The organism is Dickeya sp. NCPPB 3274, assembly GCF_000406205.1.
In the GTDB taxonomy this organism is placed as follows: Bacteria; Pseudomonadota; Gammaproteobacteria; order Enterobacterales; family Enterobacteriaceae; genus Dickeya; species Dickeya fangzhongdai.
In genome coordinates this window covers 4,801,642-4,827,475 of record NZ_CM001979.1, presented here as the reverse complement: position 1 = coordinate 4,827,475, position 25,834 = coordinate 4,801,642, and the positions used below count along the sequence as shown (strand labels likewise).

Annotated in this window: 23 protein-coding genes; 17 read left to right on the top strand and 6 right to left on the bottom strand. The window is 55.4% G+C overall.

Annotation, left to right across the window (positions count from 1 at the left end; genetic code table 11):
* Positions 1-6 precede the first annotated feature (6 nt).
* Positions 7-582 (bottom strand): DJ-1/PfpI family protein, encoded by a 576-nt coding sequence (locus DXX3274_RS21580; RefSeq protein WP_042861606.1) that lies wholly within the window; start codon positions 580-582, stop codon positions 7-9.
* 256 nt (positions 583-838) lie between these two features.
* A complete protein-coding gene (locus DXX3274_RS21575) occupies positions 839-1,117 on the bottom strand; it encodes a metal/formaldehyde-sensitive transcriptional repressor (protein ID WP_033568100.1) in 279 nt (92 codons plus the stop codon).
* A gap of 99 nt (positions 1,118-1,216) precedes the next feature.
* On the opposite strand from DXX3274_RS21575, the gene DXX3274_RS21570 reads away from it, so the two are divergent.
* Complete coding sequence (locus DXX3274_RS21570; protein WP_042861605.1) at positions 1,217-2,137, top strand: nickel/cobalt efflux protein RcnA; 921 nt, start codon at positions 1,217-1,219, stop codon at positions 2,135-2,137.
* On the opposite strand, the gene DXX3274_RS23855 is transcribed toward DXX3274_RS21570, so the two are convergent.
* The gene (locus DXX3274_RS23855) at positions 2,110-2,334 is read right to left on the bottom strand and encodes a hypothetical protein (RefSeq protein WP_152495291.1); all 225 of its coding nucleotides are present in this window, start codon (positions 2,332-2,334) and stop codon (positions 2,110-2,112) included. The two genes, DXX3274_RS21570 and DXX3274_RS23855, sit on opposite strands and share 28 nt — an antisense overlap.
* Before the next feature lie 119 nt (positions 2,335-2,453).
* Here DXX3274_RS23855 and argG point away from each other — a divergent pair, with 119 nt between their 5' ends.
* Complete coding sequence (argG, locus tag DXX3274_RS21565) at positions 2,454-3,803, top strand: argininosuccinate synthase (RefSeq protein WP_042861604.1); 1,350 nt, start codon at positions 2,454-2,456, stop codon at positions 3,801-3,803.
* A 103-nt stretch (positions 3,804-3,906) separates the two neighbouring features.
* Here the strand turns inward: argG and DXX3274_RS21560 are convergent, their stop codons facing one another.
* Entirely contained in the window at positions 3,907-4,407 is a 501-nt protein-coding gene (locus tag DXX3274_RS21560; protein WP_038663695.1) for a MarR family winged helix-turn-helix transcriptional regulator, read from the bottom strand.
* A gap of 358 nt (positions 4,408-4,765) precedes the next feature.
* Between DXX3274_RS21560 and DXX3274_RS21555 the strand changes: the two genes are divergently transcribed.
* The 10 genes from DXX3274_RS21555 to DXX3274_RS21515 all read left to right on the top strand — a co-directional run bounded on the left by DXX3274_RS21555 (position 4,766) and on the right by DXX3274_RS21515 (position 17,061).
* Complete coding sequence (locus tag DXX3274_RS21555) at positions 4,766-5,659, top strand: carboxylate/amino acid/amine transporter (protein ID WP_042861603.1); 894 nt, start codon at positions 4,766-4,768, stop codon at positions 5,657-5,659.
* A gap of 402 nt (positions 5,660-6,061) precedes the next feature.
* The gene (locus DXX3274_RS21550; protein WP_042861602.1) at positions 6,062-7,012 is read left to right on the top strand and encodes a pseudouridine-5'-phosphate glycosidase; all 951 of its coding nucleotides are present in this window, start codon (positions 6,062-6,064) and stop codon (positions 7,010-7,012) included.
* Between the two features lie 11 nt (positions 7,013-7,023).
* Complete coding sequence (locus DXX3274_RS21545; RefSeq protein WP_042861601.1) at positions 7,024-7,716, top strand: HAD family hydrolase; 693 nt, start codon at positions 7,024-7,026, stop codon at positions 7,714-7,716.
* A 273-nt stretch (positions 7,717-7,989) separates the two neighbouring features.
* Entirely contained in the window at positions 7,990-9,165 is a 1,176-nt protein-coding gene (locus tag DXX3274_RS24445; RefSeq protein ID WP_256379567.1) for an AMP-binding protein, read from the top strand.
* A complete protein-coding gene (locus DXX3274_RS24440; protein ID WP_256379566.1) occupies positions 9,158-12,457 on the top strand; it encodes an AMP-binding protein in 3,300 nt (1,099 codons plus the stop codon). The genes DXX3274_RS24445 and DXX3274_RS24440 overlap by 8 nt, the downstream gene beginning before the upstream one ends.
* 314 nt (positions 12,458-12,771) lie before the next feature.
* On the top strand, positions 12,772-13,728 hold the full coding sequence (locus tag DXX3274_RS21535; protein ID WP_238556070.1) for a 3-oxoacyl-[acyl-carrier-protein] synthase III C-terminal domain-containing protein: 957 nt from the start codon (positions 12,772-12,774) through the stop codon (positions 13,726-13,728).
* 13 nt (positions 13,729-13,741) lie between these two features.
* Entirely contained in the window at positions 13,742-14,008 is a 267-nt protein-coding gene (locus DXX3274_RS21530; RefSeq protein WP_193747049.1) for an acyl carrier protein, read from the top strand.
* A complete protein-coding gene (locus tag DXX3274_RS21525; RefSeq protein WP_038663674.1) occupies positions 13,998-14,609 on the top strand; it encodes a VfmB protein in 612 nt (203 codons plus the stop codon). Before DXX3274_RS21530 ends, DXX3274_RS21525 begins: the two co-directional genes overlap by 11 nt.
* A 21-nt stretch (positions 14,610-14,630) precedes the next feature.
* The gene (locus DXX3274_RS21520) at positions 14,631-15,986 is read left to right on the top strand and encodes an MATE family efflux transporter (protein WP_042861600.1); all 1,356 of its coding nucleotides are present in this window, start codon (positions 14,631-14,633) and stop codon (positions 15,984-15,986) included.
* Positions 15,973-17,061 carry an alpha/beta fold hydrolase gene (locus tag DXX3274_RS21515; protein ID WP_042861598.1) on the top strand — a complete coding sequence of 363 codons (1,089 nt, stop codon included), beginning with the start codon at positions 15,973-15,975 and terminating at the stop codon, positions 17,059-17,061. The genes DXX3274_RS21520 and DXX3274_RS21515 overlap by 14 nt, the downstream gene beginning before the upstream one ends.
* Before the next feature lie 58 nt (positions 17,062-17,119).
* Here DXX3274_RS21515 and vfmE read toward each other — a convergent pair whose 3' ends face one another.
* On the bottom strand, positions 17,120-17,683 hold the full coding sequence (gene vfmE, locus DXX3274_RS21510) for an AraC family transcriptional regulator VfmE (RefSeq protein WP_038663664.1): 564 nt from the start codon (positions 17,681-17,683) through the stop codon (positions 17,120-17,122).
* Between the two features lie 626 nt (positions 17,684-18,309).
* Here vfmE and DXX3274_RS21505 point away from each other — a divergent pair.
* The 5 genes from DXX3274_RS21505 to DXX3274_RS21485 all read left to right on the top strand — a co-directional run bounded on the left by DXX3274_RS21505 (position 18,310) and on the right by DXX3274_RS21485 (position 25,104).
* Positions 18,310-19,017 carry an ABC transporter ATP-binding protein gene (locus tag DXX3274_RS21505; RefSeq protein WP_042861597.1) on the top strand — a complete coding sequence of 236 codons (708 nt, stop codon included), beginning with the start codon at positions 18,310-18,312 and terminating at the stop codon, positions 19,015-19,017.
* 4 nt (positions 19,018-19,021) lie between these two features.
* On the top strand, positions 19,022-21,457 hold the full coding sequence (locus DXX3274_RS21500) for an ADOP family duplicated permease (RefSeq protein WP_042861595.1): 2,436 nt from the start codon (positions 19,022-19,024) through the stop codon (positions 21,455-21,457).
* Positions 21,458-21,661: 204 nt separating this feature from the next.
* A complete protein-coding gene (vfmH, locus tag DXX3274_RS21495; RefSeq protein ID WP_042861594.1) occupies positions 21,662-23,065 on the top strand; it encodes a two-component system response regulator VfmH in 1,404 nt (467 codons plus the stop codon).
* The gene (gene vfmI / locus DXX3274_RS21490) at positions 23,058-24,377 is read left to right on the top strand and encodes a two-component system sensor histidine kinase VfmI (protein WP_042861593.1); all 1,320 of its coding nucleotides are present in this window, start codon (positions 23,058-23,060) and stop codon (positions 24,375-24,377) included. The genes vfmH and vfmI overlap by 8 nt, the downstream gene beginning before the upstream one ends.
* Complete coding sequence (locus DXX3274_RS21485; RefSeq protein ID WP_238556069.1) at positions 24,346-25,104, top strand: 4'-phosphopantetheinyl transferase superfamily protein; 759 nt, start codon at positions 24,346-24,348, stop codon at positions 25,102-25,104. Before vfmI ends, DXX3274_RS21485 begins: the two co-directional genes overlap by 32 nt.
* Here the strand turns inward: DXX3274_RS21485 and DXX3274_RS21480 are convergent.
* Positions 25,092-25,739 (bottom strand): GIN domain-containing protein, encoded by a 648-nt coding sequence (locus DXX3274_RS21480; protein WP_042861591.1) that lies wholly within the window; start codon positions 25,737-25,739, stop codon positions 25,092-25,094. The genes DXX3274_RS21485 and DXX3274_RS21480 overlap by 13 nt on opposite strands.
* Between the last annotated feature and the right edge of the window lie 95 nt (positions 25,740-25,834).

Here is a 25,834-nt window from a genome sequence, read left to right as displayed (position 1 = left end):
GTCCATTCAGGCGGGCACGCGCCAGTAATCGTAATAGATATGCTCGACCTGGAAGTTCACATCGTCGCGATCTTCGCTCAGTCGACTGGCAAGGGTAAACGCGAAATCAAACGCCACGCCCAGCCCTTTGCCGCTGATCAGGTTGCCGTCTTCCACCACTTTCTGGTCGACATACACGCCGTCGGTGACGTCTTTCCACAGGTCGCCGGAGCAGACATAGCGGCGGCCCTTCAGCAGCTGGTTGCCGCCCAGCACTCTGGCGGCCGCCGAGCATAGCGGGCAAATCAGCTTGCCGGCTTGGTCGTGGCGGCGGATAAACTCCGTCACCATCGGATTGGCGGCCAGATTCACCGTGCCCTGCGGACCTCCCGGAATCACCACGGCATCAAACAGCCGGTCCATATTTCTTTCCAGCAGGGCATCCGCGAACATGCGGATATTGTGGTAACTGTGCAGCTCCAGCCGGTCGTGACAGGAAAGCAGGGTGACGTCCAGTTTCGTGCGATGCAGCACATCGATCACCATAATCGCTTCCGCTTCTTCGAACCCGGGAGCCAAAAGAATGGCGACGTTCTTGGCCATGGTATCTCCAGCAATCATCAAAGGGAGGAACATCTGTGCCGCCGAGGATAGCAAAGAAATTCGTTTCAAATGAAACATCGTTTTAATATTGAGTGGTGGGTCGCGTAATCGAGGTTTGTTCATCAGCGCTGGCGATAAACAGCGCTATACTCCCTCCCTTCATGCTGCGGTCGCCGCCCGGTAGGGCAGACACTGGCGACCGGCTGCGTGGGGCAGGTTTTCAACCTACTACGTCATACAAACTACGCTATACAAGCTACTTCATATATGAACGGATCACCGTCACGATCGCTTCCAGATCGGTGGCGCGTTCCGCCGGGTCCGCTTCTTCATTCATCAGATGGTCACGGATGTGGCCTTCCAGCACCTCGCCCATCAACCCGTTCACCGCACCCCGGATGGCGGCGATCTGTTGCAGGATTTCCAGACATGAACGTCCCCCGCCGTCCAGCGCTTTTTCCAACGCTTCCGTCTGACCTTTGATGCGTCTGACGCGCGTCAGCAGTTTCTTTTTTTCGTGAATGGTATGCGGCATGGCGACTCCCGTCTTGTCTGGTCATATACTGGGGTATAGTATATTTTCATCATTTCAATTCCAGGCCGGCCTACCGACCACCTGATTCGGACGCTAACTATGACGGATTTTTCCTTACTTTTGCAGCAGGGCGTGGCTAACGCCTGGCTGTTTATTCCCAGCGCGGTGTTGTTGGGCGCGTTGCACGGCCTGGAGCCGGGGCATTCCAAGACCATGATGGCGGCGTTTATCGTGGCGATTCGCGGAACGGTGAAGCAGGCGGTGATGCTGGGAGTGGCCGCCACGTTGTCCCATACCGCCGTGGTTTGGCTGATCGCGCTGGGCGGCATGTACCTGAGCCAACAATTTACCGCCGAATCCACCGAGCCCTGGCTGCAGTTTATTTCCGGCATCATCATTCTGGGAACCGCCACCTGGATGTTCTGGCGCACCTGGCGCGACGAGCGGGCATGGGTGCAACATCAGCATAGTCATGAGCATCACCACGATCACGACCATCACGACCATCACGACCATCACGACCATGACCACCATGACCACCATGACCACCATGACCACCATGATCGTAATCACGCTCACCATCATGCCGAGCATCCGCATCACCACGAGCAGGCTCATGGTGAGTATCATCATGGTGAGTATCAGGACGCACATGAGCGGGCGCATGCTAACGAGATACGCCTGCGTTTCGCCAACCGGGCAGCCACCAACGGGCAGATTTTGCTGTTTGGCCTGACCGGCGGGCTGATTCCCTGCCCTGCCGCCATCACGGTGTTGCTGTTGTGTATTCAGGTGAAGGCTTTTACGCTGGGGGCGGCGCTGGTGGTGTGTTTCAGCATCGGGCTGGCGTTGACGCTGGTGGCTGTCGGGGTCGGCGCGGCGCTGAGCGTACAGCAGGCCAGCCGCCGCTGGCCGGGATTCGCCACGCTGGCGCGCCGGGCGCCCTATTTTTCCAGCCTGCTGATCGCGGTGGTGGGTGTGTATATGCTGCTTCATGGCTGGGCGCGTTTGCCGCTATAGCCGCGTCGTTCTCCATAAAGCCGCCGTGCCGGCTGCGTGAAAAATGGCGGCTTTTTGGCTTTTCTTTGGAGGCTTGGGCCGTCGTCGCGAATTTTTTTCCTGAAAATCCGCCTCCTCTCTTCCGGTCCGCCGGAAAAGATGTTTAAATTATCAATCATAAATTTTGCATAAATATGCATTGATGCGCGGTTGTTCATCGCAGTCGATTCTGATGGCGCCGTGTCGTGCGCGTCTCAATGCATGACCAGACATTGCGTAACCCGGCGGCAGGGCTGCTAAGCTTAACGCCATCGAAATCAAGCAGGGATTAATAGTTATGACGACGATTTTGAAACATCTTCCGGTGGGCCAGCGGATTGGGATTGCTTTCTCCGGTGGTCTGGACACCAGCGCCGCCTTGTTGTGGATGCGTCAGAAAGGCGCGGTGCCGTATGCCTATACCGCGAACCTGGGTCAGCCGGATGAAGACGACTACGACGCCATTCCGCGTCGCGCCAAAGAGTACGGCGCCGAGAATGCCCGTCTGATCGATTGCCGTAAACAGCTGGTGGCGGAAGGTATCGCCGCGATTCAGTGCGGCGCGTTCCACAACACCACCGGCGGTATGACTTACTTCAACACCACGCCGCTGGGTCGTGCGGTGACCGGCACCATGCTGGTGGCGGCGATGAAAGAAGACGGCGTTAATATCTGGGGCGACGGCAGCACCTACAAAGGCAACGACATCGAGCGTTTCTATCGCTATGGCCTGTTGACCAATGCCGAACTGAAAATCTACAAACCCTGGCTGGACACCGATTTCATCGACGAACTGGGTGGCCGTCAGGAGATGTCCGAGTTCATGACGAAGTCGGGCTTCGACTACAAAATGTCGGCGGAAAAAGCCTACTCCACCGACTCCAACATGCTGGGCGCGACCCACGAAGCGAAGGATCTGGAATTCCTGAACTCCAGCGTGAAAATCGTTAATCCGATCATGGGCGTGAAGTTCTGGGACGAAAACGTGCGCATTCCGGCGGAAGAAGTGACCGTGCGTTTCGAGCGCGGCCATCCGGTGGCGCTGAACGGCCAGACGTTCTCCGATGACGTGGAACTGTTGCTGGAAGCCAATCGCATCGGTGGTCGCCACGGTCTCGGCATGAGCGACCAGATCGAAAACCGTATCATCGAAGCGAAAAGCCGCGGCATCTATGAAGCGCCGGGGATGGCGCTGTTGCACATCGCCTACGAACGTCTGGTGACCGGCATTCATAACGAAGACACCATCGAGCAGTACCACGCTCATGGCCGCCAACTGGGCCGCCTGTTGTATCAGGGCCGTTGGTTTGACCCGCAGGCGCTGATGCTGCGTGATGCTCTGCAGCGTTGGGTCGCCAGCGAGATCACCGGCGAAGTGACGCTTGAACTGCGTCGCGGCAACGACTATTCGATCCTGAACACCGTGTCGGACAACCTGACCTACAAACCGGAACGCCTGACGATGGAAAAAGGCGAATCCGTGTTCTCGCCGGATGACCGTATCGGTCAGCTGACGATGCGTAATCTGGATATCACCGACACCCGCGAGAAGCTGTTCAACTACGTGGAAAGCGGCCTGATTTCTTCCGGCAACGCAGGTCTGCCGCAGGTTGCCAGTCCGTCGCTGCAGGACAAGTCCGCGAAATAATGGCGGCCTGAATGTAACGACAAAAGGGCATCCGTCTGGATGCCCTTTTTTAGTGCCTGCGATCCGCGGCCGTCAGCCATCAGACCGCGATGTCACCCGATCATTAGCGGTTGTTTACCAAGTGTTTTTCAACCCGCCCCAGCAGGGCGCGCAACTGCGTTTTTTCTTCTTCACTGAACGGGGAGAGAATGTCGCGTTCATTTTCCACATGCTCTTCCACCACCCGATTGATCAGAGCGAAACCTTCGTCGGTCAGTTGGATGTTGACTGAACGGCGGTCGCCCTCAATCGGCATCCGTCGCAGCCAGCCGGCCTGCTCCAGCCGGTCCAGCCGACTGGTCAGGGTGCTGTTGTTGATCATCAGCGCGTTGACGATCTGAGACGGGCTGATGGCATAAGGCGCGCCTCGTCTGCGCAGGGTCGCCAGAATGTCGAACTCGCGGGCGCTCAGTTTGTACTTGCTGAATACTTTGTCCAGAGCGCGGTCAATCAGCAGGCTGACACGGGACAGGGTGCCAATCACCAGCATGGGCTCGACATCGAGGTCGGGGCGCTCATTGCGCCATTGTTGAACAATATCTGATACTTCCAGGTAGCGTGCCATTAACTAGATATCCTTGATTAATATAAAAAACCATTCCTTTTTATTAAGGCATAGGTCAATACCATTACGCGATCAACTCTACTGTAATATTCTGGAAAGAAATATTCAATGTCAGATGTTATTGACATACTAATTACGTATGCGTATATTACGAAATCGTAATATACGGTGTTGTTTATCGGTGTCACAGGATGTGATGCGTCAAGATACGGGAAGATCGAAACAGTGAGTAAGTCAGGAGAACTGCACATGGATGTGCGCCTTCTGTACGGCCAGGGAGGCGGTACGCCTCAGGCTGAGTGGAGGTCGGTAATAGACCTCTGCTTTTTGACAGGAACAGTTTGAGGAAGGTTCATTCGTGAAATTAAAAGATTTCGCTTTTTACGCCCCCTGTGTCTGGGGAACCACCTACTTTGTCACCACCCAATTTCTGCCTGCCGACAAACCGCTATTGGCTGCCCTGATCCGGGCATTGCCGGCGGGTATTATTCTCATTTTCGGTAAAACCCTGCCGCCGGTCGGCTGGCTGTGGCGCTTGTTTGTACTGGGCGCACTCAATATCGGCGTGTTCTTTGTGATGCTGTTTTTTGCCGCCTATCGCCTGCCTGGCGGCGTGGTGGCACTGGTGGGGTCGCTTCAGCCGCTGATCGTAATCCTGCTGTCTTTCCTGTTGTTGACGCAGCCGGTGCTGAAAAAGCAGATGGCGGCGGCCGTGGCCGGCGGCATCGGCATCGCGTTGCTGATTTCGCTGCCGAAAGCGCCGCTGAACCCCGCCGGGCTGATAGCGTCGGCGTTGGCGACGGTGAGTATGGCGTCCGGTCTGGTGCTCACTAAAAAGTGGGGTCGTCCGGCTGGAATGACGATGCTGACGTTTACCGGCTGGCAGTTATTTTGCGGCGGGCTGGTGATTCTGCCGGTACAGATGCTGACGGAGCCGTTGCCGGATGTGGTGACGCTGACCAATCTTGCCGGTTATTTTTATCTGGCGATTCCCGGTTCTTTACTGGCGTATTTCATGTGGTTCTCCGGTCTTGAGGCTAATTCGCCGGTGATTATGTCGATGCTGGGTTTTCTCAGCCCGTTGGTCGCGCTGCTACTGGGATTTTTATTTCTTCAACAAGGGCTTTCCGGAGCACAATTGGTCGGAGTGGTATTCATTTTCTCGGCGATTATTATCGTGCAGGAAATTTCGTTATTTAGCAGAAGAAAAAAAGTGAAGCAGTTGGAGCAATCTGACTGTGTTGTCAAATAAATAATATTTTTGTGTTGCATATCACAAAATAATCTTGAACATGAAATATTAAAGTAATATACATATTGCCTAATAAATTCAGGTTATCAGATTAATAGTTAATATCTTGCAGACAGGAAAAGCGTTTTTTAATTTAATGAAGAGGTTATGCGCCAGCCGGTGAAAATAAGCCACTGGAGCTTAGTATGAATCGATAATAATTCAGGATGTATTATTATCGATGATATCGTGAAGCCAATGATTACTATGTCATTGATACCAGACGTGATTCATACCTGCGTCTGCGGGAACGACATCGTTTGGAGATATACCCAAAATAATTCGAGTAACGCAGCCAACGCACCTGCCACTTGAAGTATGACGGGTATAACCTGACATAATCGCCCAGGATGAGAGAATATTATGTCTAAAACGGATTTTTCGCATGAGTTACTGTGGTTTAGCGATGAGGTAAAGGAGGCGCTGCATACCGGTAAGCCGGTGGTGGCGCTGGAGTCGACCGTGATCGCCCACGGCCTGCCTTATCCTGAGAATGTGGCTACGGCCGGAAAGATTGAGGCCGCTGTGCGTGCCGAAGGGGCGATTCCTGCGACGATCGGTATCGAAAACGGCCGATTTCTGATTGGCATGTCGGATGCCGATATTGAACGGTTTGGTTCGACCAAGGGCATTCCGAAAGCCAGCAGCCGCGATATTCCGGTGATTCTGGCGCAAGGCGGCATGGGGGCGACCACCGTGGCTTCGTCGCTGGTGGCGGCGGACCTGGCCGGCATTCCTTTCTTTGCATCGGCGGGCATCGGCGGCGTGCACCGCGGCGCCGAGCGGTCGATGGATATTTCCGCCGACCTGATCCAGTTCACCCGCTCCCGGGTCGCGGTGGTGTGCGCCGGCGCCAAGAGTATTCTCGACCTTGGTTTGACGCTTGAATATCTGGAAACCCAGTGCGTCCCCATCATTTCCTATCAATCTGACGATTTTCCCGCTTTTTACTGCCGTTCCAGCGGTTTTCACAGCCCCCATCGGCTGGATGACGCCACGGTCATTGCCCGTTCCATCGAGATGCACTGGAAGCTGGGTAACCAGAGCTCGGTGCTGATTACCCATCCGATTCACGAAGACGACGCCATCGACACCGATGAAGTGGAGTCGATTATCCGTGAGGCCGCCGTTCAGGCGGAACGTGAAGGTATTCGCGGGCCGGGCGCCACGCCGTATCTGATGCGCGCCGTCGCCAAAGCCACGCAAGGGCGGACGGTCAAGGCCAATATGTCGGTGCTGATCAGCACCGCCGCGCTGGCTGGCAAACTGGCCCGCGCCCATACCGACTACCTACGGCAGCAAAACCAGGCATAAGGATATGTCTCATGAAGCCACTTGTGATTTTTGATCTGGACGGCACGCTGGTCGATACGCCGAGCGGCATTGTCAGTGCATTTGTCACGGCATTGCGCGATCTGGGGATGCCATTTGAGGACCGTCGCGCCATTCGCGCCACTATCGGTTTACCGCTGGAAAAAGCCTTTGGTCAGATTCTGGCGCTGCCGGTCGAGGATGAAAGGGTAGCCGCCGCTATCAGGCAGTATCAGGCCGTTTTCCGTGAGCAGGTGCTGCCGCAGGCGCCGGGGCTGGTCTTTCCCGGCGTGGTGGAGGGGCTAGCGCTGCTTAAAGGGCAAGGGTATACGCTGGCGGTCGCTACCAGCAAGGTATTCGCCAGTGCGAAGGCGCTGCTGGAAGCGGCCGGATTGTGGTCGTACTTCGATCTGGTGCTGGGGGCGGACATGGTGGCGCATCCCAAACCGCATCCCGAAATGGGGCTGCTGGCGATGTCCCGTTTGGGCGCTAATGCGGCGACCACCGCGATGGTGGGCGACACCACGCATGATTTACTGATGGCGAAACAGGCCGGCATGGCCGCCATTGGCGTCACCTGGGGGATTCATAACACCGACCAGCTTAAGGCGGCGGAACCGCAGGTGATCGTTGATACATTTAGCGAGGTAGTCGGGGCTGCCCACGCACTATTAAAACTGTCTTCTTCCCCGGTATCTTATTGTTGATTCTATACCCTCAATAATTCGAGTTGCGGGAAGACGGCAACCGAGTGAATCCCCAGGAGCTTACATAAGTAAGTGACTGGGGTGAGCGAGGGCAGCCAACGTACCTGCAACTTGAAGTATGACGGGTATACCTGAGTTTTCTTAGTCATTTTATTGTCCCGAAAATGGATTTGGCCCGAAGACTGGAGTCTGGGGCCAAATCCTATGCACGGCGCTTTATCCTGAAATAAAACAGTTCGATTTATTTTTATTGATTTATGCACGAGGATTGTAATGGATAACATCTCGAATCACGCATTCAATTACCCGGTATTAGTTTTAAATAAAGGATTATTACCTGATCATGACGACATCTCCCTGACTCGTTATCTTTTTTCCTCTCTGACGCTGGCGGTATCGCGTATTACCCAGAATGAAGAAATGATCGTCGGTTTTCATTTGCATCCACAGGAAATAGGCTGCTGGAAAGATGAAGAATATATTCGTCAACATATTCTCCCGCTGAATATTAGGCTCAATAGCACTACGCCGATTGCCGGTTTTACCCGCGAAATAATAACCTGGATGACGCCGGACGCTATTCGTCAGAAAAATGACGTGGGCGTCAGCGTGCTGAAGCTGGGTACGCAACATGTGCTCCACGATATCTTTGACCTGGAAATATCCTGGCAGCCGCCAGTGGAAAACGAGCCGGTTCGGGCGCTGACATGCCATGTCGCCAGCCGCGAAGAGGCGTTTGTGCTGACGCTGCGGTTTAATCCGGCTCGTTTCTGCGCGACGCAGATGCAAAAACTGCCTGAGGTATGGCATCAGATAACGACGTTCGCGGCGAAAACCGGGGCGGAAACGCTGCGTGATATCGGGTTGATTGACGACGCCGAGCGCCAACGCGTGCTGCACGTTTTTAACCAGACCGAACGGGCGTGGGATGGAGAAACGACTGTCGCCGCAAGGCTGAAAAACCGGGCGCAATACCATCCGGAACAGACCGCAGTGGTGTTCCGCGATCGATCGCTGAGTTACCGGCAACTCTACCGGCAGGCGGGCGCGCTGGCGCACTACCTGAATGCGCTGGAGACCGAGCGCGAGCGCTGCGTGGGATTGTTTGTCGAACCATCGCTGGAACTAATGACCGGCGCCTGGGGGATCTTGCTGTCCGGCAACGCCTATCTGCCGTTGTCGCCGGAGTACCCGGAAGATCGGCTGGCATATATGCTGGAGAACAGCCAAACCCGTATCATCGTTACCCAGCCTCATTTGCGCGAACGGCTGCTGGCGCTGTCGCCGCCGGGAATTCAGGTGGTGACGCCGGACGATGTCGATGCGTTTATGCGTCAGCACGCGCACCCTCTGCCCGACGCGCCGGCGAACGATATCGCACCGCATCATCTGGCCTATGTGATTTATACCTCCGGCAGCCACCGGCAAGCCGAAAGGCGTGATGATTGAACATCATAGCGTGCTGAATCAGGTGAACTGGCTGGCGCAAACTTTTGGGCTGAATGACGAGACGGTGATTCTGCAGAAAACGCCGATGAGCTTTGATGCGGCGCAGTGGGAAATTCTGTCGCCAGCCTGCGGTTGCCGGGTGGTGATGGGCGAGCCGGGCGTGTATCGGAACCCGGAGCAGTTGGTGGACATGCTGGCGGAGTATCAGGTGACTACGTTGCAGTGCGTGCCGACGCTGCTGCAGGCGCTGCTGGATACCGAACGGCTGACTGACTGCCCGGCGCTGAGGCAGATTTTCAGCGGCGGCGAAACGCTGCAAAAGCACCTGGCGCAGGCGTGTCTGGAGACGTTGCCCGATTGCGAACTCGTTAATTTGTACGGCCCGACCGAATGCACCATCAACAGTTCCGCTTTCCGGGTGGATCCCGCCGGCGTGCAGCAGGGGCCGGATACGCTGTCCATCGGCGCGCCGGTGGCGAATACCCGTTATTACATTCTGGATAACTGTCTGACGCCGGTGGCCGTCGGGCAAACCGGGGAGCTGTACATCGGCGGCGACGGGGTGGCGAGAGGCTATCTGAACCGTGATGACCTGACCGCCGAGCGTTTCATTATCGATCCGTTTGCGCCGGCCGGCTCCGGACAGCGCTTATACCAGACCGGCGATATCGCCAGCTGGAATCACGATGGCACGGTTCAGTACGCCGGTCGTGCCGACAATCAGGTCAAGCTGCGCGGTTATCGCGTCGAGCTGGATGAGATCCGCTCGGCGATCGAAACCCATGACTGGGTGAAAGCGGCGGCGGTGATCGTCAGGAACGACCCGTTCACCGGCTATCAGAACCTGATTTCGTTTATCGAACTGAATGCCCGCGAAGCGGCGCTGATGGATCAGGGCAATCACGACTCGCATCATCAGTCCAAAGCCGATAAGGCGCAGGTCATGATGCAACTGGCAAATAAAGGATGCCGGGAATTTCCGGCCGCCAGCCAGCCGTATACCCTCGATTTGCCGGGCAAACAGCCGGATGAGAAACAGCGCCTCACCGCGTTTGCCCGCAAAACCTATCGGTTTTACGACGGCGGCGCCGTCAGCCGTAACGACATCCTCTCGTTGCTGCACGAACCGCTGTTGACGGCCATTTCCCGCCAGCCGGATGCCCTGACGCTGGACGAACTGGGGCACTGGCTGCGTTATCTGGGTCAGTTCGCCAGCGCGGAACGGCTGCTGCCCAAATATACCTACGCTTCGCCGGGCGCGCTGTACGCCACCCAGGTTTTTCTGGAACTGAACGACGTGGCCGGGCTGACCGCCGGACATTATTACTACCAGCCGGTGCATCACCAGTTGATTCGGGTCAGCGAGCAGGTTTCGGTGACGCCGGGTAGCCTGCGGTTGCACTTTGTCGGTAAGAAGAGCGCCATCGAACCTATCTACAAAAATAACATTCGGGAAGTGCTGCAAATGGAGATGGGGCACATCGTCGGCATGCTGGATAACATCCTGCCGGATTACGGTTTGGGCGTGATGCTGTGCGACGCGGCGGCGCTGGACCCGGCACCGCTGGCCATGAATCCGGACGATGACTATCTGGGAGCCTGCGATGTGCTGTGCGGGCCGCGTCTGCCGGCGGATGACGATCTGGATATTTACGTGCAGACCGCCGGCGCGAACATCGCCGACCTGCCGGTGGGGACTTATCGCTACGTTCACGGCGATTTGCAGCACATTGCCGATGACGTCATTGATAAGAAACATGTTATCGCCATCAATCAGGCGGTGTATGAGCGTTCGTCGTTTGGCATCAGTATCGCCAGCCGGACCGAAGGCTGGGCCGGCTACGTGAATGTGGGGCGTAAACTGCAACGCCTGCAGATGAACCCGCTGAATTTCGGGCTGATGTCTTCCGGCTACAGCTCGGAAACCGGCAACGATCTGCCCGCCGCCCGCCGCTTCTGGCACATTCTCGGTCATCGTACCGGACCGTATTATTTCTTTATTGGCGGGCGCATCAGCGACGAGCAGAAATACAGCGAGGGCATGAGGGAAGACGCCGTGCACATGAAAGGGCCGGCGGAGATGATTCGTGACGATCTGGCGACGTTCATGCCGGATTACATGATGCCGAACAAGGTACTGATTCTCGATGAGATGCCGCTGACGGCAAACGGCAAAATCGACATGAAAGCGCTGGCGAATATTAATGTCGAGCTGAAGCACAAGACGATCGTCGCGCCCCGTAACCCGCTGGAGCATCAGATTATGGCGGTCTGGCAGGCGAAACTGAAACGCGAGGAGGTGTCGGTGGACGACAATTTCTTCGAGTCGGGCGGTAATTCGCTGATCGCCGTCAGCCTGATCAATGAGTTGAATGCGACGCTGAACGCCAGCCTGCCGCTGCAGGTGCTGTTTCAGGCGCCCACCGTTGAAAAACTGGCGGTGTGGCTGAGTCGCGCGCGTCAGGAGCCGGTATCCCGTCTGGTTCAGTTGCAACCCAAAGGGCGTCAGGCGCCGATCTACTGCTGGCCGGGGCTGGGCGGTTACTGCATGAATCTGCGGCTGCTGGCGCGTCAACTGGGCGCGGAGCGACCGTTCTTTGGCATTCAGGCGCATGGCATCAATCCGGGCGAGACGCCTTATGCCACCATCGGCGAGATGGCGGCCAGAGACATTGAACTGATTCGCCAGCACCAGCCGCACGGGCCTTATACGCTGTGGGGCTACTCTTTCGGCGCGCGCGTCGCGTTCGAAACCGCCTGGCAACTGGAGCAGGCGGGCGAGGTGGTGGACAACCTGTATCTGCTGGCGCCCGGTTCGCCGAAGCTGCGCGATGAGCGGGTGGCCGCCATGAGCCGTACGGCGGATTTTGATAATCCCGGTTATCTGACCATTCTGTTCTCGGTATTTATCGGCAGTATTACCGACCCGGCGCTGGCGCGCTGCCTGGAAACGGTGTGTGACGAAGAGAGCTTTGTGGCCTTTATCACCGGGCTCAATCCGGCGCTGGATGACGGGCTGGTACGGCGGATCACCCGCATTGTGGCGCAAACCTTCGAGTTCTCCTACACCTTCAGCGAGCTACAGCAGCGGCAACTGAACGCGCCGGTAACCATCATCAAGGCGCAGGGCGACGATTACTCGTTCATCGAGAATCACGGCGGATTCTCCGCTTTGCCGCCCACGGTGCTGGAGCTGATGGCGGACCACTACGGCATGTTGAAAGCGCCGGGGATCGCCGAACTGACGAGCGTCATTCAGTACCAACAGTCGCCTTCCAGCCTGGTGGGGTAAGACGGTCGGCATAACGCGCGCGGGGAGTCTCCCGCGCGCTTTTCTTTGTTGTCCCATTATCAAACCGATTTTTCCGCTGTTTTGCCGGCGCAATCCCATTTTTTAGCGCATTAATCCCACTTTCGAGATAAAAGCGTGCTGAAAACAAGGCGGCGGCAATTGCGGATAAAAACAAAACTCGTTTGTTGGCAAAGTGTCTGTAGATTGACTGTGTTCGATCATGGGTCATGAACGGTGTCGCTGCGACATAGCTTCACTATTAGCGTCATGAGCATTAGCGTCATGAGCGTTTGTGCGACATGGGGACGGTAGCCGTGCGAACTTCATCGGAAACCGGCATGTTTTGCCTTAATGACATTCATCATGAAGCGCCGGAACGCATCCGGCGTTTTCCCCTGGGAGAATTGGGGGATTCGCATCAGCTGCGGGAAGGGCAGCGCCGCATGATGGAAAAGCTGTATCAGCTAAAGATGGTGCCGATGCGCCCCGACAGCCATCAGGCGATGCTGGAGTCGGTGGTGGCGGGGCTGATTGAGAGCTGGCCGACGCTGCCTTCGCAGGAAGGGTTGCTGATCTATGCCAAAACGCAGACGCATAACACCTTCTTTGACCGCCCCTGGCTGGATGACATCCTGCAGCGCCAGCGGTTGGGGCACTGGGACGTCACGACGCTGGGTCTGAATCACTGCGCCAGCGCGCTGTCGGCGTTGCATCTGGTGCGGCACAGCGCGGTGCGCCGGAACACGCCGGTGCTGCTGTTGACGGGGGAGAAGGCGTTTCACCCTGAAATCAACCGCTTCACGGTCGGCGTACAGGGAGAACTGCCGGTGGCGGCGCTCTTCAATGCGGCGAACAGCCCGTGGCGGGTGACGTTTACGGCGGTCAGGCATTTAAGCCGTTTTTATAATAATCCGAGCAACATGACCCGGCAGGAAAAAGCCGAATTGAATGGTTGTCTGCTGGATGAATTGTGCCGTTTTATTGTCGATGCCGTCAGGGACAGCGGTATCGACATGGACGAGATGGACTATTTTGTTCCCTGCAATCTTAATTTCCCGTTATTACGTCAGATAGCGCAACGTCTGAATATGGGCGATCGCTTATTCAGTCAGCAGGTTTCTGACTACGGGCATCTGTATTGTTCAGACGTTTTATTTAATTTTTCTTCATTAATGAAAACTACAACCGGTCGCGCGAAGAACTATTTTTGTTTTTCGATGGGAATGGGGGTCACGCTTTCCTGCGCGCTGATACAGCAAATTGATATCTAAACAGGAGACAGACATGTCTGCGTTATTAATCACTATTCAACAGGCGTTACGCGAAGTCATGGAGAATGACGACATCAAGATCAATGAAAAAACGGATTTTGATCATGACCTCGACCTGGACTCGGTGATGTTTGTGCAATTTTTGCTGACGCTTGAAGATAACATCGACGGGCTGCTGTTCGATCCTGACCAAATCAACATGGATGCCTTCACCACCGTGGGCAGCCTGATTAACTGGCTGAACGCCAATGTGTTGCAGGAGGTGCGGCATGTCAGTTGAACGCATCAAGCAGGTCTGGGACGTTTTTCGGGAGCAGCCGTTGTCCGATGCGCTGGCCTGTCTGCTGCAACCGTCGTCGGGAGCGGCGCAATACGTTCATCCGATTGGGTATCAGATTCAGGAAATCAGCAGCCTGCCTGACGCCGACCAGCCGCAGCGCTTGTTTGACCGGGTGCTGAATCACCTCGGTCTGGATGCGGTGCGCGGTACGGATACCCTGACGCTGCCGGCCAGTTTCCCGATACTGGTGTGCGCCGCTCGTCTGGGGGTGCTGGCCCGCATGCAGACCATGAGCTGGCAGCATCTGTCCAGCCGCAACAGCTTTGGCACCAAAACTACCCGCCATCAGTTGATCAAAGCCAGTTTCGCCGACGTGGCCGGTAAGGCGGCGCTGTTGCTGGAGCAACAGTATCAGCGTTTGCAGGAGGGCGACCTGGCCGGCCTGGAGGATGATCACTACCAGATCACCCAGCTTAACAATGAAGCGGAAAAGATGATGGGCGGACACGGTTTCCTGCTGGGCAATACTCACAGCCTGTCCTATTTCTCCATGATGCTCTACAGCGTCTATGGCAAGGCGAGCTGTCTGACGGCGGCCTGAATACGGAAAAGGATAGGGACGATGAGCCTGATCTCGCGTGTGATGTCCAGAGCTGCCCCGGCTGCGAGCGGGGATATGCGGCAGATCATGGCGTTGGCCTGGCCGATGATGGTGACGGCGGTGGTGGTGTCGCTGTCTCAGAATATGCAGATTGCGATTCTGGGCAACGGTACCGAAAGCCAGACGCTGCTGACGCTCTCCTTTTTGCAGCCGTTCAATTTCCTGTTTATCGCCATTCTGGAATGTCTGGCGATCACCAATCAGGTGTTCAGCGCCCGCTCCCGTCATGACTGGCCGCGACAGCGCATCTGGCACAGTACGCTGTGGCTCGGGGGGGCCGGCGTGCTGACGACGGCGCTGGCGGCGCTGTTGTGCCGGGTGCTGGCATCGCCGCTATCCGGCTGGATGAATAGCCCTGATCTGGCGTGGATGCAGAGCGCTGCGCCCGGTTATCTGTTGTCGATGACGCCGTTTCTGGCGCTGGAAATGTGCAACGCGGCGCTGCGCGGACAGGGGCGAACCGTGCCGGCCATGACGCTGATGTGCGGCTATGTGCTGCTGAACGCTGCGGGCTGTTACCTGGGTTTTCACGTCTACCGGCTTGGTTTTGATGCCGTGCTGCTGGCAAACAGCGTTCCGGCGCTGATGCTGTTGCCGTTGGCGGTGCGGACGCTGCGCCGGGTCGCCACACCGGTGCCGGATGAGCGGCCGCAGGCATTCACGCCTCGCCTGCTGGCGTTGCTGACCAACGCCGGGTTGCCGGTAGGCTTTTCCATGCTGGTGGTGTTCCTCAGTTCGATGGTGATTTTTCCGCTGGTGGCCGCGTTGGGCGCGGGATTCTTGCCTGCGTTCCTGATTGTGATAAAGCTGCGGGCGTTCTTCATCATTCCGGCGGTGGCGACCGGTTCCGCCATCGCCATTTTGCTGAACCAGCGCCTCAAAACCCATGCCGCGCCGCTGCTGGCGAGCCTGCTGAACAATGGCGTCTGGCTTATCGTGCTGGCCTATCTGGCGTTGACCGCCGGCGTATGCTGGGTGCGCGACGGTATTCTGGCCGGGTTTTCCAATGATGAGGCGATCCGGCAATCCAGCCAGACGCTGCTGTTGCTGTTGCTGCCGACGTTCTTCCTCACCTCGCTGGTGGCGGCGTTGCAAACGCTGCTGGAACAGATGGAGCGGGGAAAACGGGTGCTGATTTTCACGCTGATGCTGGAACTGCTGATGGTGGCTGTCGCGCTGACCGCGCATCGCTACTTTAACGACGTGCAGGCGATCGCCGGCCTGATGGTGGCGTTCAGCCTGCTGTACGCCGCGGTGTTCCTGCGTGAGTACCGGTTGCTGGCCAGCGCGCTGGGAGAACGGGATGCTGCTGTATAGCCTGTGCTACCCCTTGATGTGGCTGGCGACGCTCGTCCAGTACAACTACTACCGCGTGCTGGTGAAGCTCCGGCGCCGCCCGTCGCTGCTGCTTAAAGTGCGGATCAAGCCGGAAACGCATTACATCCGGCTGTGCCGCGCGCTGCGTCTGGCGGATTTGTGGTTGCTGGAGCGCTGTTCGCTGCATCTGGCGGCGCGCTATCTGCTGCATCTATTTGAAACTACACGTTATATCTCTTACAAGCAGATGGACCACGAATATCTGGCCGGTTTTCGGCAGGAGACGGTCTGTTTTCAGCACCAGAACGTGTATGTGTTTCGCTGGGTGCCGCCGCCTGCGGATACGCCGGCAAAAAACGTCTTGCTGGTGCATGGCTGGGAGGGCCGCGGCATCATGTTTCGGCCGTTGTGCGAGGCACTAAAAGCGCAGGGATACGGCGTGGTGATGCCGGATCTGCTGGCGCACGGGCTGTCCGAGGGAAAGCGGGTATCCAATTATGAGCTGGCCAGCCTGCTTATCCGGCTGGGGCAGCGCTACGGCCCGTTCTGTGCGGTGGTCGGGCATTCCAGCGGCGGCCTGGTGTGTAGCCTGGCGCTGGCGCAGGGACTGGCGGCGGAGCGGCTGGTGTTGCTGGCCAGCCCGGACAATTTCGGCAAGATGATCGACCGGTTTCTGGCAGGCGCTTCGGTGTCGGCATCGCTGGCGGCGCCCATGAAAGCGATTTATGCGCAGCGCTTTGGTTTTCATCCCGATCAGGTCGGCGAGGCGCTCTACCGCACGCTCGACTGCCCGGCGCTGATTTGCCATGACTGGCAGGATGTTCGTGTCCATCCGGAGGTAGCGGACGAAATCCACCGGGCGTTTGCCCGCAGCGACCTGTTCTATACCCGCGGGCTGGGCCATCTGGGGATTTTACGCAGCCCTCAGGTACACCAGCGCATTCTGTCGTTTTTATCTGACGCCGGATCGGGAACTGAAAGGCAGAGACCGCCACTCATTCAGCATTCGATAATGGCTGATGGCGCGGATCCGGCGCAGTACGGTCCGATGTCGGTGGCATCAAAGCGGGCATGATATTGAAGTTGGCGCATCAGCCGAGCCCGCCATCGGTGACGGCGGGCTCTATCGGGGTTTAATTACAGAGGTTCTGGATATTATCCAGCAGCACGTGACGCGAGAACAGATGGCGCTGTTTGCCGAAAATAATATCAAAGCTCATATTTTGTAGGGTGCGCGGCTGTTCGTTTTCCCGTTCCTGCGAGACCGCTTTGCGGTACTTCAGCGGTGGAATGTTGTAGGTCTTGGTAAAACAACGGGAAAAGTGCGGCAGCGAGGAAAAACCGCAGGCATAGCAAATATCGGTGAGCGACCAGTTGGGCGAAATATGAATGATCTCTTTTGCCAGCGTCAGGCGTACACGCCAAATCCAGCGCATCGGCGTAATGTTATAGACCTGATTGAAAAGACGGCAAATATCAAATTTTGATTTACCGCTGACGTCTTCAAGATCTTCCAGCGTAATATTGTTACCGATATTGTCGATGATATAGTCAATAATTCCCGCCAGACTGGTGGCTTTATTATTGGCTGCGAGCGTTTTTCTCAAATTAGGGTGACGGCGGTACATATCCTGAATCAGGTTGTTGTTGAAAATATCATTATCCAACGTATGGGCGTAGGTGTTCTGTAAGCTCATGGTGTCATCCCAAAAAAATAGATTCCCCGTGTCTGGTCCGGCTAAATCCAAAAATCCTTACAGCGGCGAAGTCAGTGGTTAATTATTGTCCTTTGGTCAGATGTGCGAACTGTCTAACGCAAATTGTGTGCCATGTTGTTAGGGGTTGTTTTTCAAGGGAAATACTTACATCTACCTGTAACTCGTCCCATTAATGGGATTGGTCCGTGCCAAACATGGGATTTTTCGTCTCGCAAATGACAATCCGGATGCGCTACCCTGCCACGGGCCGGGGGTACGACACGCCGTGCCGATGGGAGGCCGACGTACGCATCGGTTGCCGGAGGCCCGCCGGCTGCCCGGCGAGCGCGTCGTCGGCTAAGATCAGAATGTAGTTGGTATGATTTGTGCTGTTATCAGAAGACGCGGCACCGGCGTTTGTGAAGACCGGACGCGCGTTGTCTGACGCAAATGAACGGGAAACGGCATGGAGCGCCGGTCAGTAAAAGGAAAGGGGCGTCGTCATGGACAGGTGGAGGTATTTTGGACACATTTTTAAAACCAGAGATAAAAGTGAGTGGCCTGCTGCCTGTAAGATACCCTCGGCCTCAGGAAGGCTGACTCTATTTATACACTGAGGATTTCCCATGACGGTGCTGGTTCAACTTGATAATGTGCATAAAATCTTTCTTACCGATGAAATTGAAACGCATGCCCTTAGCAAGATAAACCTTTCTATTCACTCGGGAGAATACGTCTCTATCGCGGGACCGTCCGGTTGTGGGAAATCGACGCTGCTGTCCATCATGGGGTTGCTGGACACGCCAACGGAAGGGCGCTATCGGCTGAACGGCACGGATGTTGAACGCATCGGCCGTCGGGAGATGGCTCGGCTGCGTAACCGGGAAATCGGCTTTATTTTTCAGTCGTTTAATCTGATAAGCGACCTGACCATCGCGGAAAACGTTGCGTTACCGCTCACTTACCGTAATGACTTGTCGCGATCGGAGCAGAAATCGCGGGTCATTCAGGCGCTGGAAAAAGTCAACATGTCGCATCGGGTGCGCCATTACCCGTCACAGCTTTCCGGCGGTCAGCAACAGCGGGTGGCGGTGGCGCGAGCCATTGTCGGCAAGCCGTCGTTGCTGCTGGCGGACGAACCGACCGGGAACCTGGATTCCGCCAACGCCGAAGCGGTGATGAATATTCTGGATGAACTGCATCAGGACGGCGCGACCATCTGCATCGTTACCCATGACCCGCGTTCCGCCATGCGCGCTCAGCGCACCATCGTGCTGTCTGACGGACAGGTGGTGGCCGATGGCGAAAACGGACAATTGCGTCAGGCGGTATAACACGATGAATTTATGGTTCGATATCCGTTACGCCCTGCGCCTGCTGCTCAAAAGCCCCGGATTCAGCGTGCTGACCATTACCGTGATGGCCTGCGGGCTGGGACTGGCGCTGTATATGTATTCCGTCATCAACACCATCATGTACAAAACCCTGCCGTATCCGAAGGGGGAAGGCATGGTGATGGTGACGCCGAATGTGGGTGGCGTGAGTCTTGATGATTCTGGCTTGAATTTCCTTGATTATACAGAGCTTTCTCGTCAACTGACCAAGGTAGATGATGTTGGGTATTTTTATGCCGAGTATTTGGATCTTAATGATGGAAAAAGATCTGCTAGGTATATAGGTATTCTTAGCACACCCCAGATGTTTGATTATACGGGTGTCTCGCCATTAATAGGGCGTGTTTTGAATGATGGCGATATGTTGTCTGGAGCCGTTCCTGTTACGGTAATTAGTTATGACCTATGGGAAAAATATTTTAACGGCAGAAGGGACATTCTTAACCAATCGATACAGATAAATGGTGTGCATACTTATATTGTTGGTGTTATGCCTAAAGGATTTGCATTTCCATTTTTCCATGACTTGTGGTTACCATCAAAAATAAAGTTACAATCTTTATCTCTGAGGAATCAGGCACCAGAAGTTTATGTTTATGCTCACTTAAATCCTCGATTCTCCCTGGATGAGGCTAATCAGGAAATTGCATCCGTAATGGGAAGGCTGGCTGATGAATATCCGGAAAGTAATAAAGGTATTTCAGCGATAGCACTTTCCTTTCAAGTCAGCTTTATGGGTGATGATACTGCTCAGGTGTTTCTTATTACCCTATCTGCTGTAGCATTTGTTCTATTATTAGCCTGTTGTAATGTGGGGAATTTGCTTCTAGCTCGCTCTCATCAGCGTACGAGAGAGATTGCAGTGCGTGTCGCTTTAGGTTCACCTATGATTCGATTGGTCATGCAGATGTTATGGGAGAGCTTAATTATATGTATTCTGGCTGGCATTGTCGGGGTATTGCTTGCAGCTTGGGGATTGGATTTAACAAATACGATATTCCCCCGTTTTGTTCCTAATCGTGTGCCATCCTGGTGGCATTTATCGCTTGACGGCAGCATGATTTTGAATGCGGGAATTTTAGTGATTTTCACCGCATTTATTACCGGTGCATTACCTGCCTGGAAAATCGCTAATGGTCAATTCTTTCAGGCGTTAAGGGATGGCTCCCGTGGTATACCCGGCTATCGAACCAGTAAGGCTGGACGTTCATTAGTTGTTATTGAGGTGGCACTCTCTTTTTCAATTTTATGCATTAGTATCCTATTGTTAATTCTAGTGACAAAGGCGAAAAATGCAGACTATGGGGTAGCAACTGATGGCTACCTTATATCTCGCGTCAACCTTAATAAAGATATTTATCCCAATGCACAAAGCAGGCGTGATTTTTATCTGGAATTATCTAAACAATTACATGATATACCTGATATAACTGCCGAATCTCTTACCACCAGTGCTCCGGGGGAATTTACGGCTGCTCATCAGCTTCTTATTGAAAACAGAGAAGATGGGAGTAGTGGTGATGAGCATTATCCCATGGTGAATGATGTGCAAGTCATGCCAGGAAGCCTTGCAGGGATGGGGGTCAAGGTGATTTATGGTCGTGAATTCTCAGCATTGGATAATGAAAAATCGCTTCCCGTCGCTGTAATCAGTGAATCGCTGGCCAGGAAGTATTGGCCTGATGGAAAAAGTGCGATTGGCAAACGCGTCCGTTTTAGAAACGAGGAAGAGTCTGGTTGGTATACAATAATCGGCGTTGTAACCCATGTTGTACATGGCAGGCCGTTTAGTGCGTTTAAAAATCGTTCAACAGTCTATCGCTCGCTATTACAACGGCCCACGCCCATGATGACTATCATGCTTAAGGCCGAGCATCTTTCTTCCCTGCCTGAGAAGCTCAAACTCGCGTTATATAACGTTGATAGCATGATGCCAGCGGCGCAGCCCCAAACGTTAAACAATGTGCTTGAAAGAAATACGCTTGGTGTCAGGTTCGTCGCTAATTTATTCATGCTATTTGGGATTATTGCAATAGTGCTTTCATCCAGCGGTATCTATGCCGTGACACAAAACGCAATCAGCCAGCGAACTCAGGAAATAGGCATCCGGCAGGTACTGGGAGCGACACCTAGCCATTTGCTTAAGATGTTGATGTTACAAGGTGTGAACCAGCTTATTGCTGGTTTGATACTGGGATTACCCTTGGCATTGCTGGCTGCTCCCGGAATTAACCGCGCTTTAGGCGATGGCAGGGGTCATTTTGTGCTGCTGTTTGTCTGTGTTGCTTTATTTATCATGCTCATCGTTGCACTCGCTACCTGGATCCCATCCCGGCGCGTCATCATGATGAAACCGGGTGATGCGATACGTTATGAATAAACCGGAGCGGGCGGTATGCTGCCAGTGGCGCCAGTGCCGGCGCTCATGTCAGGATACCGGCTGACGCTCTAGTTTCCCGCAACAGAGCCGTTAATAGTTACCACGGATCGATTATGCTGTAAGAGGCGATCGCGGCGGTAGTTTTCCTGCGGCGGCGCCTGTCAGTGTGAAATTTCAGTATGAACCAGCGTGATAAGGACCCATATGGCGGATAAGCAACATATCCTGATTGTTGATGATGACGCGCATATTCTGGCCAGCCTGCAGATGTTACTGTCCATGGAAGGCTATCAGGTCACACTCGCTTCCGCCGTTGAGCAGGTGCCCGTTCAGTTGTCCCAGCATGATTTCGATTTGATCCTGATGGATATGAACTATCAACGGGATACCACGTCCGGGCAGGAAGGGTTGGTGTTGCTGGAAGAGATAAAGCGTTACGACGAATACCTGCCGGTGGTGGCGATGACCGGCTGGGGCAGCGTCGATATTGCGGTGAGCGCCATGCAGGCGGGCGCGGTGGATTTTATTCAGAAACCCTGGGACAACGAGCGGTTGCTGAATGTGATTCGCCAGCAGATCTCCTTCAGCCTCAGCCAGCGTTCCGGCAAGCGGTTGAAAGAAGAAAACAAACTGCTGAAGCTGGAACTGGAAGACAATTTCAATGGCGAGTGGGTGGTGGAATCCGCGCCGATGAAACAATTGATGCGGGTTGTGGATCAGGTGGCCGCAACCGAGACCAACATCCTGATTCTGGGTGAGAATGGTACCGGCAAAAGCCTGTTGGCCCGGGTCATTCATCAGCTTTCTCCGCGCCGTGACGAGAACATGGTGTCGGTAAACATGGGTTGCATCAACGAAAACCTGTTTGAAAGCGAGATGTTCGGCCATGTGAAAGGCGCGTTTACCGACGCCCGGGAAAGCCGCGTCGGGCGTTTCGAACTGGCGGACAAAGGGACGCTGTTTCTGGATGAGATCGGCAACCTGCCGATGACCCAGCAAAGCAAACTGCTGCGCATTTTGGAAGAGCGTTGTTTTGAGCGGGTTGGTTCGTCACGTACGCTGAAAACCAATTGCCGTATTATTGCCGCCACCAACGCTGAACTGGATGTCAGGGTGGCGGAAGGGACGTTTCGTCAGGATCTCTATTACCGTCTCAACACCATTGAGTTACGTGTGCCGTCACTGGTGGAACGGCAGCAGGATATCATGCCGCTGGCGTTGAATTTCATTGACCGCTACGCCAGAAAATACAACAAGCCGGCGCCGGGGCTCAGCCAGTCCGGGCAGGCGGCGCTGTCGGGCTACCACTGGCCGGGTAATATCCGCGAACTGAGTCATTTGCTGGAGCGGGCGGTGTTGCTGTGCGGATCATCCCGGCTGAACAGTGACGATATTTTTCCGTCACTGCCTGGCGCGCCGCAAAAAGTGGCGAAAGCCGAGCCGGAACTGGTGGCTTCCGATGCGACGCTGGCCGATATTGAAGAACGCCTGCTGTGTCAGCGTATGGCGAAGTTTGAGGGCAACGCCATTAAGGCTGCCCGTTCGCTGGGCCTGAGCCGCAGTGCGTTTTACCGACGACTGGAAAAATACAAGATTAACCATGAGTAAACTCGACTCCTCCTTTGAGCCTCCTCACCTGTTGTCATTCAATGTCGCAGCGATTGCCGGCTTGCTGGGGTATTTCCTGCTATGGCTGTTTCCCGACCAGTCGGTGTACCTGAAGATACTGACGGTCTTCATCATTTTCCTGTGTCTGGTCTACAGCAGCTTTACTTTTTCCGAGCGACTGAACGGCAAGATCCACGTCGTGTCCAACCTGCTGGAAGCGCTGGAGCAGGAAAACTTCAGCCTGCGCGGCGTGACCAAGGACAAAGGCGCGTTTGATAACCTGATCCGTCAGATTAACCAGCTTTCCGGCACGATGGCGCGCAGCCGTCAGCAGCAAAAAGAAACCTATTATGTGCTGCACAAGGTGATCTCCAATATCAATATCAGCGTGTTCGCGCTGGATGCGGAGCGACGCATCATCTGGTGCAACGACGCGGCGGCGGCGTTGGTCAACAAACCGTTATCGCTGCTGGTGGGACAACCGGCGGCGGAGTTCGGACTGGAAGGGCTGTTGCAGCAGCCGTCCGATGCCGAACCGATCGACTGGCGTTTCCCCGGCACACGGGGCATGTTCCAGATTCGTCACGATTCCTTTATCGAAGACGGCCGGCAAAACCATCTGTTATTCATCAGCGACGTGAGCAAGCTGTTGCGTAACGAAGAGCAGAAAACCTGGCAGAATTTGCTGCGGGTGATCAGCCATGAGATCAACAACTCGCTGACGCCGATTGCCTCCATCAGCCAGACGCTGTTGCAGGTGTTTCGTAAGGATAATCAGCATCAGGCGGCGCCGGATTTGGTCAACGGCATGGAGATCATCAACAATCGCGCCCGCGAACTGATCACCTTTGTCGGCAGTTATCGTCAGTTGAACCGCCTGCCGCCGGCCAACAAACAGCCATGCGATATCGCCGGGCTGATGATGCAAATGGCGATGCTGTTCCCACAGCGCAAACTGGTCCTTTCCGGGGACGCGCCGCAGCAGGCGATGGTCGATGCCAATCAAATGCAGCAGATGTTCATCAACTTACTGAAAAACGCCGATGAAGCGATGGAACCCGGTCTGGGTGAGATCGTGCTGCGCTGGAAAGTGATTGCCCGACAACTGCATATCGAGATTATCGATCAAGGCAAAGGGGTGGCGAATATCGAAAACCTGTTCGTGCCGTTTTATACCACCAAAACGCATGGCAGCGGCATCGGGCTGATTCTGTGCCGGCAGATTGTCGAAGGCCATGACGGGCACCTGACGCTGGAGAACCGTAAGGATGCAGAAGGCTGTGTCGTCAATATCTTCCTGCCGCTGGGATGACCTGACGGCGAGAGCATGGCCGTATCCCCACTGCGTTGTGGTGCCGCGTGCGCAACTGGCGAGTCCGGTAATCGTCGCCCAGGCCCGTCAGGCCTGCGGCGTGCCGCCGGATACGGCGTTGGCGTCCCGCCAACTGGCGGAAGGAATATTGCGTCATCTGCTGGCGCCGCTGTGTCAGCAGGAGGCCGCCGCATTACGCGTTGAGCGCACCCCGCATGGCAAACCGTTTTTACCGCAGCACCCGACCGTTCAGTTCAACCTGTCTCATACCCATAGCGCCTTTGCCTTCGCTTTTGCGCGCCACAGCCCGGTGGGCGTGGATGTGGAAAGCTGCCAGGGTCATGCGAGCCGTAAGCGGTCGATAGCCAGACGTTTCTTTCACCCTGACGAAATCCGCTGGCTGGATTCGCTTGATGACGCGCAATTCCTGCCGGCGTTCACCTGCTTGTGGAGCCGCAAAGAAGCCTATATCAAAGCGTTGGGATTAGGGTTGCGCAAATCGCTGGCGTCGTTCAGTTGCCTGGCCGACAGTCAGGGGGCTATCCAGGTGGCGGATGACGGGCGGATTAGCGATTGCTGGCTGGATGAGGCGTGGATTGCGGGGGCGCCGTCCGTAGCGCTCAGCTACTGCCTGTTCCCCGTGAAATCGGTCGTGCCGGATGCGTGGCGCTTGCTGATACTGCAGGACGAGACGCCGGGAAACAGCGCATCGCTTCAGCAGCCGTGATGGTCTATCAGGCTGGCTACGCCGTTGCTGGTATGAACCAGCGTATCCGGCGCTACCCGAACTCTGGCGCCGGTGGTGATGGTTCCGCTCAATTGCCGCACGTGACATAACCGCGCGTCTACGCCCATAGCGATATTCACAACGGCCTCTTGCGCCGAAAAAGCCGGTTCACGGGTATTGAAAGATGAGCCCATCGCCAGCGACAGGTCGAGCTGACGTGTGTTGCCCGCGACATTGATCTCCGCGCCCATACTGCCGTCGACCCTGAATGTATCGGGCGAAACCGCGCAGGCGGGAACGGTCATGGTGACGCCTGACTGTGCCTTGATCGTATTAATCGGCGCACTGATGGTGACGGTGATCGCAGCGCCGTGATCGCGCAGGATACTGTCATCGCTGGAATGGTTTTCGATTACCAGGCTCTGTCCCTGAGGGCGGATGACCAGCTTCTCCAGAACATCCTGTCTGGCGCTGGCCTCCACGCGGTATCCATTACCGCAAACCAAAGTGACGCTCAGGCCACGGCTGACATCCAATGTCGTAAAGGAGGGCACTTCCACGTTTTGCTGATTCGCCGGGGAACAGGCCGCCATCAATGGCAGCAGCGCCAGCGCGGAACAAAGCAACGCTTTCATTCCTTCCCCCTCTCCGTTGCTATCCCTGCCATGCCTGCCTGACGTCCGCTATCAGGAGGGAACCCGCGGCCAGCTCATCCTTGTCTGGCCGATAC

Excerpts from the sequence above, each read along its gene's own strand:
- vfmE (WP_038663664.1), bottom strand. The coding sequence starts at position 17,683 with ATGAGCTTACAGAACACCTACGCCCATACGTTGGATAATGATATTTTC.
- DXX3274_RS21580 (WP_042861606.1), bottom strand. The coding sequence starts at position 582 with ATGGCCAAGAACGTCGCCATTCTTTTGGCTCCCGGGTTCGAAGAAGCG.
- DXX3274_RS21530 (WP_193747049.1), top strand. The coding sequence starts at position 13,742 with ATGTCTGCGTTATTAATCACTATTCAACAGGCGTTACGCGAAGTCATG.
- DXX3274_RS21550 (WP_042861602.1), top strand. The coding sequence starts at position 6,062 with ATGTCTAAAACGGATTTTTCGCATGAGTTACTGTGGTTTAGCGATGAG.
- DXX3274_RS24440 (WP_256379566.1), top strand. The coding sequence starts at position 9,158 with ATGATTGAACATCATAGCGTGCTGAATCAGGTGAACTGGCTGGCGCAA.
- vfmH (WP_042861594.1), top strand. The coding sequence starts at position 21,662 with ATGGCGGATAAGCAACATATCCTGATTGTTGATGATGACGCGCATATT.
- DXX3274_RS21480 (WP_042861591.1), bottom strand. The coding sequence starts at position 25,739 with ATGAAAGCGTTGCTTTGTTCCGCGCTGGCGCTGCTGCCATTGATGGCG.
- DXX3274_RS21520 (WP_042861600.1), top strand. The coding sequence starts at position 14,631 with ATGAGCCTGATCTCGCGTGTGATGTCCAGAGCTGCCCCGGCTGCGAGC.
- argG (WP_042861604.1), top strand. The coding sequence starts at position 2,454 with ATGACGACGATTTTGAAACATCTTCCGGTGGGCCAGCGGATTGGGATT.
- DXX3274_RS21500 (WP_042861595.1), top strand. The coding sequence starts at position 19,022 with ATGAATTTATGGTTCGATATCCGTTACGCCCTGCGCCTGCTGCTCAAA.
- DXX3274_RS21515 (WP_042861598.1), top strand. The coding sequence starts at position 15,973 with ATGCTGCTGTATAGCCTGTGCTACCCCTTGATGTGGCTGGCGACGCTC.
- DXX3274_RS21505 (WP_042861597.1), top strand. The coding sequence starts at position 18,310 with ATGACGGTGCTGGTTCAACTTGATAATGTGCATAAAATCTTTCTTACC.
- DXX3274_RS21525 (WP_038663674.1), top strand. The coding sequence starts at position 13,998 with ATGTCAGTTGAACGCATCAAGCAGGTCTGGGACGTTTTTCGGGAGCAG.
- DXX3274_RS24445 (WP_256379567.1), top strand. The coding sequence starts at position 7,990 with ATGGATAACATCTCGAATCACGCATTCAATTACCCGGTATTAGTTTTA.
- DXX3274_RS21575 (WP_033568100.1), bottom strand. The coding sequence starts at position 1,117 with ATGCCGCATACCATTCACGAAAAAAAGAAACTGCTGACGCGCGTCAGA.
- vfmI (WP_042861593.1), top strand. The coding sequence starts at position 23,058 with ATGAGTAAACTCGACTCCTCCTTTGAGCCTCCTCACCTGTTGTCATTC.
- DXX3274_RS21570 (WP_042861605.1), top strand. The coding sequence starts at position 1,217 with ATGACGGATTTTTCCTTACTTTTGCAGCAGGGCGTGGCTAACGCCTGG.
- DXX3274_RS21545 (WP_042861601.1), top strand. The coding sequence starts at position 7,024 with ATGAAGCCACTTGTGATTTTTGATCTGGACGGCACGCTGGTCGATACG.
- DXX3274_RS21560 (WP_038663695.1), bottom strand. The coding sequence starts at position 4,407 with ATGGCACGCTACCTGGAAGTATCAGATATTGTTCAACAATGGCGCAAT.
- DXX3274_RS23855 (WP_152495291.1), bottom strand. The coding sequence starts at position 2,334 with ATGAACAACCGCGCATCAATGCATATTTATGCAAAATTTATGATTGAT.